This is a genomic window from Candidatus Nitrosocosmicus oleophilus, from assembly GCF_000802205.1.
GTDB classification, from domain to species: domain Archaea; phylum Thermoproteota; class Nitrososphaeria; order Nitrososphaerales; family Nitrososphaeraceae; genus Nitrosocosmicus; species Nitrosocosmicus oleophilus.
In genome coordinates, this window is record NZ_CP012850.1 from 2,493,708 (window position 1) to 2,505,359 (window position 11,652).

The following is an 11,652-nucleotide window of genomic DNA, read 5'->3' on the forward strand; positions in this document are numbered from 1 at the left end:
TACGGAAAGCAATTCTTCATTATTGTCCATGTAACATCTTATAATTTCACATAAAAACAATTTAAGATTCAACCATTTCATATCAGTATTCCTATCATGCACCTGAAGCAATATTCTCTGATACGCTATATAGAGCTCCTTGGCCTCCATCTGCCCTACTATAAGTTAGTATATACAAATTGCCATCGGGCCCTGTTTCGATATCTGTTATTCCTTTGAATCCACTGCCCAAAGTTATGGAAGAAATCTCATCTTCATCTGATGCAATTAAGTCATTTGCGATATTTGGATTATCAAAGTGTAAGCCAGTTCTATTCTCATTTACTTTAAAGAAAAACAAACTGCCTTCAGTTATATCACCCACGAATATGTTGTTTTCATATTTTTTGCCCAAATTATCTGACTTAAAAAATTCTATGTCGGTAACTCCTCTTGATTGTTCCCAACTCAAAAGGGGATCATTATAATGTGATCCCTGATAGTTAACCAGATCATTTTCTGTTACCCCTGCTGAATTTGAGATTGGTCCCATTAATTGTTTCCAACCGCTGTTAAATCCTGCTACGACCAAGTTTAATTCATCATAGAGATCTTGACCATTTTCTGCATCCCACAACTTTGCAGTGATTGGATCAAAATCAAACCCAAAACTGTTTCTTATTCCATATGCATAATACTTTGCCAAAGGATTACTACCGCTGTCATTTAGACCTATGAAAGGATTATTAACTGAGGGTGAGCCATCATTCGGATTTATTCGGAAGATAACTCCGCTATCATCAGGTTCAGGTCCCCCTTTAATATTCTGTAATTGTCCCTCTCTCTGAAGTTCACCGATAATTGCATAAAGTTGGTTATCAGGACCCATCTTAATTTTTCCTCCTTGGTGGTTTGTTCCCGGTCCTGCTGGCAAGTCCAAAATAATACTTGGATTTGAAAGAGATTGCCCATCAAATGTATACTTATAAACTCTATTTCTTAACTCATTAGTGTCCACTGACTCTTGAATATTTTGGTCTATTTGGGTACCAGATTCAGTAACATAAAGGAATACACTATTCCCTGCAGTACCATTATTTCCTCTCCTAGAGTCATCAAGAATATGGTTGTCAATCGTCAAACCCAAAAGCCCCCTTTCATTCTTGCTGTTAACATTGCTTAGTTCCAATAAGGGTTCTAAAGTGGTTGGGTTATTGAGATTCAATTTTGATACAATCCCCTCCTTTTGTGCTATTATTATTGTATCGTCTGTTAGAAATACCATGCTTGTTGGAGATTGTAATCCATCAATCACAAGATCCACCTTTAATGATTGATCACTGATCGATGGTAAACCTTGCGAAAAAGCATAAAAATCATCCCTACTAACATAAACCATTATCATAAATATTAAGACAAGAACAAAATATCTTGATGATAAACAATCTTCTAGAGGTTTATAAGAGCATTTACACATAAGATTCATCAACATTCATTTAATATAACATTGTAAACATCTTATATTCCTTTTAACAACAAGTAAAATTAAAATCAATGGTAATTGATTGATTTCTGTAAATTAGTATCCCTCTTATGAAGATAATGGTACAAAAATATTCTTAAAACCTGTATATATTGTTTAAAAAGGATAATATCTTGGTTGGTTAACAGAATTTTCCTAGGAAAGATTGGTTAGTGGTTGTTTATAGATTCCTAAGGTGGCCCAGGGATGTATACAACATTTTCATAACCCTGGGATAAGCGGATTTAGGCACAATACCTAGATTAGGTATTATTAAGAAATATTATGTTCATGAAGTTTCAAATGATATGATATCCTGATTACAGATATATCTTTTAATCGATAACATACTAGTCCGAGCACTGGTAACTGGTGAATTCATTTTAGATTTTCAAGAAGTGGTAAAAATGCTGACTAGACAATGGTAAAATATTAACCGTGTAGAATGACAGGTTGAATAACTGTACGTGCTGGTTTGGGATTGGTTCATAAAACGGGTCCTAAGGCTACTGATGCGCTAGTCGATTGTAAACAACCATGCTAATCACAGTTTGCTGATGACGTATAATATGATCCAGTTTTCCACTATGAATTCAGTTAATCAAACATCATGAAATTTAATGATGAAATAGGAAATCCACTGTTTACTAATATTTAATAACAGCTATGATACTATCAAATCGAAAGATATACGCTATGGTTTAAAAACAATGTTAGGAAAGAAGGTGATTCTAGCCAGTTATTCTTTATTGGTTGTTTTATGTATTGAGCAAATAATATTTCATGAATAAAAGTTTGATGAACAAACCATTTTACTATTCTTAAAATGCTAGTTGATGTTAACCTACCTGGGTCGTTTATTGCTGGTACAGAACTTATCACAAGAGGACTTCCAATACAGTTCCTGTCTGGGTTCAGGTAAGTATGATATAGATAGACGTAGTTAGATAAACAAATGATCAGCGAGTTCCAAACCTTTTTTTGATTGCGATCGTATCCTCCACCTCAGTATAAAAGGTAAAAAATATAGGCTAAACCTCCTTCCATATCTATTCTTTCTATAAACAGTTAATTAGTGAATGAATTTACATTTTCTATAGGCACTTCCAAAAAGATCTCTTCGGGTACTTTTGAAGGGCTATTGGTACCTAATACGCACTTGAAATCAAAATTGTTTGAAGTTTCAACACATGCATTGAAGTTTTCGTTTACATCAATAATGCCAGAATCAAACTCAAATGTCAATTCATTTTCTTGTCCGACCGATTCAACCGGATCTGAATTAATCTTTGCTATGGCACATTCTCCATTCGATGTGATAATGAAAATTGTAAGTGGACCAACGTTATCTGTATTTTGATTAGACAAATGGACGTTGATCTTTAGACCCTTAGGGCCATCTCCCCCATTAGAATTATCATTCTCATTGTTTGAATTACCGGTTACAGAGACGTTAGGAAAACTCAAGCATTGTGTTTGAAGTGGAGATTGGGACGTAGATGCAATTGAGTTCGGAGCTGAAGTTGACAGAAATAAGAGCGTAAAGCAACTAATGATCAGAAAAATAGAGTAGTTGTTATTCAAAACCATGTTATTTTATATATCATAAATTATATATTCTTTCATATCTTTTCCTGTAGCTGGTGGGTTAAGATTTCCTACAACGACATTTTGACCACGGCTGAAACATTACAATAGCTGATGTGAATACCTTAAAAAGTAAAATAAATATCTCCATAGACGTTTGTGATGGTTATATTGAGGAAAAAACCAAATTGTCATAAAATGCTAAATAGTTTCGGGTTGATCATTTTATTTTGCGGTTTATCAACTTTTATTACACAGTTCATAAACGCGGCACCTACAGTTGAGGACCCATTAATAAAAGTACAACAGGTAGTAGAAGGTTTATCATCTCCAACCAGTATGGCTTTTGTTGATGCTCAAAACATACTAGTATTGGAAAAAAATAGTGGGCTAGTCAGATTGGTCTCAAATGGTGAGTTAAAGGATGAGCCAATTTTGAAACTAGATGTGGATTCCACCACTCTTACCTGTTGTAGAGGGCTACTTGGAATTGATGTTGATTATCTTAATGCTACTAGAAGTAAAGATGTATTTCTTTATTTTACTGCAGCAGGTGAGGCCAACACCCTGGTAGTAAATAAGATAGTCAAGTATACCTGGGATGGAAGAACCCTCGTAAACCCTCAAAGTATTTTGGAATTGCCTGCCACACCTGGACCAAATCACCCGGGTGGTAAATTGACCCTTGATAATAAAGGTAATTTATATTCAGTAATTGGAGACCTCAATAATGAGGGCATCCTTCAAAATATTGAAGATAATAAAGAGTTAACAGACAGCTCTGTTATTCTGAAAGTCAAAAAGATTGATGGGTCGGCACCATTTGATAATCCTTTTTCTAGTATTAAAAAAGAATTTTCCACAGGTCAGGTGGAAAAATACTATGGTTATGGAATAAGAAATAGTTTTGGATTGGCAATAGATCCTGTAACTGGAACTTTATGGGATACAGAAAATGGAGATAAAGATTTTGACGAAATAAATTTGATATATCCTGGTTTTAACAGCGGTTGGAAACAATTAATGGGACCCATTTCTAATAATGGTGTTACAGAAAACGACTTGGTGAAATTACCAGGCTCATATTATGGTGATCCAATTTTTAGCTGGGAACCATCCTTGGGAGTTACCGACATAGAATTTTTTAATTCCAAAAATCTAGGAGACGACTATGAAAACAATGTTTTTGTAGGTGATATTAATAATGGGAATTTATATTATTTCAAAGTAAACGACAGTAGGACGGGCTTTGAATTTGAAAGTCCTGAAATTGAAGTGGATCGGATAGCAAATGAAGACGAAAAGGATTTACTGGTATGGGGTACGGGGTTTGACGGAATCACTGATTTAGAAACAGGTCCTGATGGAGACCTTTATGTTTTGTCATTCGATGAATCGAGTAATGGCGATGGTAAGATATATAGAATCTCGAGCAAATGACAAGACTTATTCTTTTTGAAAAAATTCTTAACTTCTACCCTTCCCTCCCTACCACCATCCCTCCAGTAACACTACTCTCTCAGAATTGTTATGTACCTTAGGTTTCAGAATGATATTACGATCTGCACTAATATACAAAGCATTTGAATAACTGTAATAGATTGTAAACGCTCCCCATTACAATATATGAAACATGTGATTAAATAAGATGGAAATTTCCAAATTCAAAGTCATGTTTTAAACCATTCTCTAAAAAATTTTTCTTGTTATGAAAGTAGCTTATCTTGTTTAGGTGTCCGATCAATATTACGTGCAGTCAAATATACCCCACAACAATCCAACGACAATCAGATGCCTCCCCTTGCTATTCAAGCAAATACACACATCGATTTGATAAAAAGACTGATGATAAGATGCTTTTTAATCGCTCTGATCAAGAATGAGAATCGAATGGTTCCTATAGTAATCCTAATTTCAAAATACAGGATTAACCTGATTACGGGTTTACTATATTTCTGGTCAGGCGTTCTAATATCTTTTGATCGATTGTTTTCTTTTGGATCTTCTCATACCAAAGCCTTCAGGCGATCCTTTTCCTTATCTATAGTTACAATCAAAACAATAAAATGCTACCCCTTCTATGAAAATTTCACTATAATCAGATCATTTCAATACTTATTTATCTCTACATGGTAAAGTATGATTTCTTTTTGGCTTTAATCATTAATATATCTATTTGCAACTCATGGTTTAAAAATATAGTTCCCTTAATTAAGGAAACAAATTTTTCCCTAACTAAGAGAAATAATATACGAGAAACTGAGGGGACTGGATGTAATGTCAATAACGACTATTATTTATATATAGTAACTGTCTAAACACCCGCGCTCACAAGAAGAACTGCTATTAGACTTTTAAGCAGGAACCTTTTGGAAGACACCAAAAATTTGATAATTATTAAAGGCAATTGACTCTAATTGCAAGCAAGTTCAAAAAATGGAGTATAAGATTTTTGCAATAATGTTTTCACAAAGCTGATAAATTCCTTGAAATAATTATACCCTCCAAGGTTCTTCTAAATCATGCTCGATTCTTATTATAGAATTAGATTATAGATTCTTATTATAGAATAATAGATTAAAAACCTCATATAAATAATCAGGCAATATAGTTCTGATCAAAATGATAGTAAATTTTTCAAGGTTTCAAATACTGAGAATGGTCGTGATCGCAGGTTTGATCCCTGTTAGCGCAATTCAAGGGACCAGTTTGATAAGTAGCGTGTTTGCAGACAATCTTTGTTTAGGACCGCTAGCATGCAGCGCTGTAGGCGGGAGTGGTGGTCACGGTGGGAATACTGGCGATGCCATAGGCGGAGATATAGGTCCTGGTGGGTCTTGTTTTGCAAAGAATCATGTAACTATAGGAGATGAGTGTGGTGGAAGCACCGGCAGTAGTGAACCCAGAAGTGGAAGCGGCGATCATAGTATGAACGGAGGCAGAGGTGGAGAGGCACACAATACAGTTCGTAGTTGAACCATCTTGGTAACCAAATATCAAGATATGCAAGAGGACTTTTCTTGTGAATAATAATCATAAATTTTTTTTGATTGTTACTCATGATACTCGGACTTTAGTTTCTCAGGGAAATGATTTTTAGTATTTCTATAGTTAAAATAGCATGTATTGCAAATTAACGTAAAGAAATTCTTAATGCTCCAATCAAAAGGACAAAGTTGGTGTAGCTAAACCAATGAAATATTACGTTACTACAAGGATTCGAGAACGGTGTTATCAAAAACACAGGGCTTGAGAGGTTATAACATATACAGATCCCATCTCATATTCCCTCTTCTCAAGTTTTCAAATCGGAACAAGCTATGAAAAGTGAGTTTTTAAACAATATAAGGTCTAGTAACATATGTCGACACTCATCTAATCTTGAAAATTCATGTTTGATCTATCGGTATGTCCATCTACTCATACAGAAACCAATAACAAGGTATCAATAGCCTCAAATTCATGAGAATTAGCTGATGGACCCTTCTACCCAAACCCCGTGTAAATAAACCAAGGGTATATTGTGACCTGGTTAAGTAGGTACTTTGGAATTCATGCCTTAGTAGAGAACCAGGAATTATATAGCTCAAAAGATTGGAGACCAGACAATTCATTTGAATTTACAATTTATTTAAGAGGTACATATGAATATCATTGCAAATTACATCCACTTATGACTGGAAAAGTAAATTTAAGATGATTCAATTGGGTTGTCCAAATTCACATTCTAAAGTTATTTGACCATATTCTCTTGCAATTTTGTTTAAGATGGCCATCATCTATCGCTGCTGGTTAAAGTAGTATGTATGGTATTAATAAGATCAGCTTAATGCTCCATCGTTGGAAATTAATGATAATCTATTAAAATATTGTTGAAGTGTATCTATGCCTAACAACATTGTGAACAATGAATCAAAAAATTTATCTTTAGTTAATCCATCAAAATAAATAAGTTTCTCCATGATAAATTTTTCTATTTTGTCCTTTGATGAATTGCTGTGACGAGCCAACAAGCCTAATTGGTATAATGCCATTAGTAAGTCGGGTATAAATCGATTCTTTTCCTTTGATGGTAAAAGAGATAAAGAATTTTTCTGTTGTTTTGAGAAATTCATTGACGTAATTAATGTTACCTTATCATGTAGATCATCTACAATAATATTGACATTCCTATTATTAGATTTAGCCACTAGATTCATAACAACCGAAGGGTCTTCGATTTCATCAAATCTCCAAATATCACTTTCTTCTACAAGCCATCGCTTTATTCTCAGCGATATTTCGTGTTGAGACAATGACATCTTAATTAATTTAAAATTGCCTCTATATAATCATATAATGGTAAAAATATATGAGAATAAAGACATCACTCCCAAAAGCACCATGAAAATTAAGATGTTATTTTATAATAAACAGGTCAACTACTAGACCTAACTCGCCTATACATGTGTTGGTGATGAAAGTTTGTCGTTAGGTATTAACCCAAAAATTAGATTGACATGTGGATATATTTTAACCTGGGGTTTGATGAAGTATTCAATAGAACTGGGCACTGGATCCAACTTCAATCAACCAATGTAAGGGCTCTTCTGTTGCTAGTACTCGTCTCAAGGGCCCAGATGTATTTTTTGTTCATGGTATCGGGCATCACTGGATACCAAAGGAAGGGGTCTCTTTTTAAGATGAAAATACCAATACAGAATATCTAAATGTCCAAATTTACCCGAAATCAAAATTCAAAGTTAAGAGAATCAAACTTGATGGCTTTACAAATACTCTGACTCTACGTAGAGATATTCTTGAAATCAAATTGTCATAGACTGATACACCCTTCATATCCATGGATAAAGTTCTTTCCAAGGGCCGCTATGGATGAACATTCACAAATCCAACCTGTACATAATCAAATCACCGTTAGTCTATGAATCGGGTTAGTATGGTGAGATAATAAATCTGTAGTGAGATTTAATAAGACATGAAATTCTCTAGCTGGTCTCGAATTAAACCGTACGTATGACAACATTTGAGCATTCAACCTTTTCCAAATGATATAACCATAAATGAATCACTCGAGTAAGAAAAAAATGGATCTAAAAAATGATGATAAACAGTCTAGTTGATTGTTAGATAATTATTGCTATTTCCTATTTTTTGACAAAACAAAATTTCAACAGATCTAAAATTTTTTCCTTAACAAGTTCTGTAGTAATTTCATCTAAAGTGAATGTTCCTTCACGACCTGCTGTACCCTCTTCTTGCATCATCTTTTGCATGTAGAGAGTTACCTTATTTGGCTCTTCAATAAAGAATGTTAAAGAAGGATGTCTGTCTTGAGCTGACGAAATATCCTTATAAGGATATATATCTAGTTTCATTTCGGTCACGAATCTTCCTTGTATTTTGTCTATTATGTCACACCTGATATCGTGCAAAATGAGCTTATTCTTAATTTCCTTAAAGACGGGAAAGATAACTGTATGAACTTTTTTGGAAAATCCTTCAGTAAATTCATCAAGATTTTCTCTAGATGGGTCATCTGAATCTTGGTTTTCTCTAGTTGAAGCGACATAACTATCAATAACCTTGTCAATTTCATCGTCAATGTTCATTTTTATTGGATATTCTCTTTGCATATGAGTAACACCATATATAAATTTGAAACAAAATTATGGCAAATGCATAAAGAAACGTTAACCCAATGATGCTTCAAATATATATTAAGCTCAACTATGGGCACAAAATAGCCTAATATCCATACCCACAATATGCATTGGCCCAGTTGGCTAGGATCATGCTAATATTCATTAGGCTACTTCATTATTGGCCTGAATGAAGAAGGAATAACCCCGGGATTTATTGTCGATGTAGACAATAATACAGTAAAAGGACAGGTGATTTTAAAGTATGTTTAGGAGGCTCTCATGGTTAATTATTTAACAATCCGCGTTATTCCATTCAGAGAGTTTAAGAGCATAATAGTCATTTATCATTTTTGCTCTAAGGGCAGTTAGCTACTGATTTAACTTTGAAACTAACTTAAATAATTCAAAGCTTTCGATAACTATTGAGTCAAAGTAAAAAAAATTTCAATTCACTTCCAAACGCAGTCATCGTTTAGGATTGAAACTAAAATTAGACTTGTTAGTCGACAATCAAATATCTTTCAATAGTTTCTAATGATATTCAGATTGTATGGGTCTGAAACAGGCCATAAAAAGAGAAAGTTGTATGTGATTTTAACTTCTCGAATCAACGAGAAGTAACTGTTGAAAATAGCAATCAGGCAATTTGATTTCTAAGGCCTTACTAGAAACTTTATTTTAACTTTTGCTGTTATTACATCATGTTTTTGTCAAAATTTGGATTTTAACTATTTGCTCATTTCCAAATATTTCTGTACTTGAAATTTATTTCTAGATTTAGTATCTAATATGACAAGATAGTAACTATTTCCATTGTTTCTTTAATCTACCGGCTCATCCGAGTTTCTGATAAAATGACGAAATTGCTAGTTAGGCCATACAGTCAATATCATGGACTATTAACGTAATGGGTTGTCTACACTTTTAGATATTGATAAGTAATCCTTGTCTGAAGCATTTCTTTTAATTTGCCACAGCAGATTTAAGGTTTTCGAAAGAATCTTGCCGTTAAATTCATTCGTTTTCTACGTTTTCTGTCACGATCATAGACAAAACAGAGCGAATTTTATCCAAATTTTTGATTTTCCAAGCAATAATTTCCTTTATAGTTTCCTTATCGTTGGTAGAAAATTTTACGATAATATCATAAACTCCAAATACTCTATATACTTCAACAACTTCTGGAATTTTCCTAATTTTCTCGATCACTTCATTCTCCGATCCTAGCTCGCAGTTTATCAGTACATAGGCTAATGGCACACTATAATAAAACCATACAAAAATAAAAAAATGTTTCTGCCTAGTTAACTATTAAATTCATTCTGAAATTTGAACAGAAAAATGAACCAAGTAAGCAATTTTAGAATTTTAAGATTCGATTCATGATAGTCATAATTCAGTGTAAGAAAGGGTGGACAATTTAAGAAACAGAGGATGACATATGATAACGAGTAAAATATTAAAAATTGTGGAAGGTAATTGCAATCATAGTCTAGCAATGTCACGGTAATTATAGATCGAGCTATGATATTTCTCCAGCTAAACTTTTGGCGAATAATTATCATACAATTCATTTTAGTGTTTAACTAACACAAACTGTGTACGGTCAAGTTTAATCAATTCAGAAGAATTGAGCCAAGATTTGATCTTTTGTATTTCCAAGTTAGTTCCCACTAGATAAATTGCATGTTAGATAATTACATGGGGTCTACAATCTAATACTAGAAATATACCGCCCCCAAGATAAACAAGTAAGGCAATCGCAAAAGTCATTGAACACTCCCCCTCCTATGTCAAGATTTTCGTTTATCCATTGCTACGTTTGACTCCTTGTCTGAATTATTTCACCAATACCTATCAAGACTCATGTTTAACCTTAGTTTGGAAAGATAGGAACGATTCAGAAGACTGGAGCCAAGCCATCAAGCTGAAAAATGATTGTATAATTGATACTATTAAGGGGTAATACATCTAGATGATAGGCTTCGGTGAGTCCTCTGCAAATTTCAGATTGTTTCACTAGTATCACTATCTGCTTCATTCGATCATAATTCAGAAATATCAAAAAGGACATGCAATATCTCAAATCCGATTAATTTTTTAATGGTTCATGGATGGTAGCAGCAGATCCAAAATATATGATATAGGTGGGAAATTAAATCTGATTGTTGTTTTTACCAAAAATAACTTAATTCATCTCCAAGAAATTCTTTTATAGGACAATAAACACTAATTGACGATGAAACAAACTTTCACCTATAATAAGTCGATTTTTGCTATAGTAGTTGCACTGAGCGCTATTGTTACTCTGTTGTCGTCCGGAGTAGCTCAGGGTCAAGATAGTAATTTATCTCAGAATGAACCATTAAAATCAACCGATAATTCTACAAACGGAGGGAACGATATCACTTTCATTAGTATTCCTGTTGAAAAAGGCTATGTCAATGGAAATTTATCATATTTCATAAGTACGGATGCATCTGAGGAAAGGATTGTATCCTCAGTTACCAATACGACCAAATTTGACGTTAACTATGCTCCGACTCTCAGTAATACATCGGAAATTGCTCGTCAACAGGGTTTTGTATTTACAAATGGAATATTAGGGAACGGTACATTTGACCATCAACTTCCAGTCGCATCAGCAACTTCCGGAGATGAAGGGTATAGTCCTTTATTCGAAATTAATTATGTGAAATGGAATAATGAATCTCAAGCAAGAATCTTAAAATCTGCAGCTGACATAATGGATGCACAAGCAAAGGGTGAACTATCTATAGAAAAATCAAATGTAATAATAAATAGTCCGGCTGTGAAGATAAAATAATTCCATTATTTTTTATTTGGGGAAACAGCCTGGAATTTTAACTTTTGTAACAAAAAGGCATGTTCTCATCTATACAATTTCCGGTTAAATAATTT

At 33.7% G+C, this 11,652-nt stretch carries 8 protein-coding genes; 3 read left to right on the forward strand and 5 right to left on the reverse strand.

Annotated features, from left to right (window positions below; genetic code table 11):
- Positions 1–94: 94 nt before the first annotated feature.
- Complete coding sequence (locus tag NMY3_RS12025; RefSeq protein WP_196816089.1) at positions 95–1,378, reverse strand: PQQ-dependent sugar dehydrogenase; 1,284 nt, start codon at positions 1,376–1,378, stop codon at positions 95–97.
- Between the two features lie 1,191 nt (positions 1,379–2,569).
- Positions 2,570–3,091: a hypothetical protein gene (locus NMY3_RS12030; protein ID WP_196816090.1), complete on the reverse strand. Its 522-nt coding sequence runs from the start codon at positions 3,089–3,091 to the stop codon at positions 2,570–2,572.
- Positions 3,092–3,286: 195 nt separating this feature from the next.
- Between NMY3_RS12030 and NMY3_RS12035 the strand changes: the two genes are divergently transcribed.
- Together NMY3_RS12035 and NMY3_RS12040 are read left to right on the forward strand one after the other, a co-directional pair.
- Positions 3,287–4,528 carry a PQQ-dependent sugar dehydrogenase gene (locus NMY3_RS12035; protein ID WP_196816091.1) on the forward strand — a complete coding sequence of 414 codons (1,242 nt, stop codon included), beginning with the start codon at positions 3,287–3,289 and terminating at the stop codon, positions 4,526–4,528.
- A gap of 1,182 nt (positions 4,529–5,710) precedes the next feature.
- Positions 5,711–6,064, forward strand: coding sequence for a hypothetical protein (locus NMY3_RS12040; RefSeq protein WP_196816092.1), 354 nt, complete (start codon positions 5,711–5,713; stop codon positions 6,062–6,064).
- An 845-nt stretch (positions 6,065–6,909) separates the two neighbouring features.
- On the opposite strand, the gene NMY3_RS12045 is transcribed toward NMY3_RS12040, so the two are convergent.
- The 3 genes from NMY3_RS12045 to NMY3_RS12055 form a co-directional block, all read right to left on the reverse strand.
- Positions 6,910–7,389, reverse strand: coding sequence for a DUF2299 family protein (locus NMY3_RS12045; RefSeq protein ID WP_231100048.1), 480 nt, complete (start codon positions 7,387–7,389; stop codon positions 6,910–6,912).
- Between the two features lie 843 nt (positions 7,390–8,232).
- Entirely contained in the window at positions 8,233–8,721 is a 489-nt protein-coding gene (locus NMY3_RS12050; RefSeq protein WP_196816094.1) for a hypothetical protein, read from the reverse strand.
- A 1,023-nt stretch (positions 8,722–9,744) separates the two neighbouring features.
- Positions 9,745–9,990 carry an Lrp/AsnC family transcriptional regulator gene (locus tag NMY3_RS12055; protein WP_196816095.1) on the reverse strand — a complete coding sequence of 82 codons (246 nt, stop codon included), beginning with the start codon at positions 9,988–9,990 and terminating at the stop codon, positions 9,745–9,747.
- Between the two features lie 979 nt (positions 9,991–10,969).
- Between NMY3_RS12055 and NMY3_RS12060 the strand changes: the two genes are divergently transcribed.
- Positions 10,970–11,557 (forward strand): DUF7482 domain-containing protein, encoded by a 588-nt coding sequence (locus NMY3_RS12060; protein WP_196816096.1) that lies wholly within the window; start codon positions 10,970–10,972, stop codon positions 11,555–11,557.
- Positions 11,558–11,652 lie beyond the last annotated feature (95 nt).

Excerpts from the sequence above, each read along its gene's own strand:
- NMY3_RS12025 (WP_196816089.1), bottom strand. The coding sequence starts at position 1,378 with ATGGTTTATGTTAGTAGGGATGATTTTTATGCTTTTTCGCAAGGTTTA.
- NMY3_RS12030 (WP_196816090.1), bottom strand. The coding sequence starts at position 3,091 with ATGGTTTTGAATAACAACTACTCTATTTTTCTGATCATTAGTTGCTTT.
- NMY3_RS12035 (WP_196816091.1), top strand. The coding sequence starts at position 3,287 with ATGCTAAATAGTTTCGGGTTGATCATTTTATTTTGCGGTTTATCAACT.
- NMY3_RS12040 (WP_196816092.1), top strand. The coding sequence starts at position 5,711 with ATGATAGTAAATTTTTCAAGGTTTCAAATACTGAGAATGGTCGTGATC.
- NMY3_RS12045 (WP_231100048.1), bottom strand. The coding sequence starts at position 7,389 with ATGTCATTGTCTCAACACGAAATATCGCTGAGAATAAAGCGATGGCTT.
- NMY3_RS12050 (WP_196816094.1), bottom strand. The coding sequence starts at position 8,721 with ATGCAAAGAGAATATCCAATAAAAATGAACATTGACGATGAAATTGAC.
- NMY3_RS12060 (WP_196816096.1), top strand. The coding sequence starts at position 10,970 with ATGAAACAAACTTTCACCTATAATAAGTCGATTTTTGCTATAGTAGTT.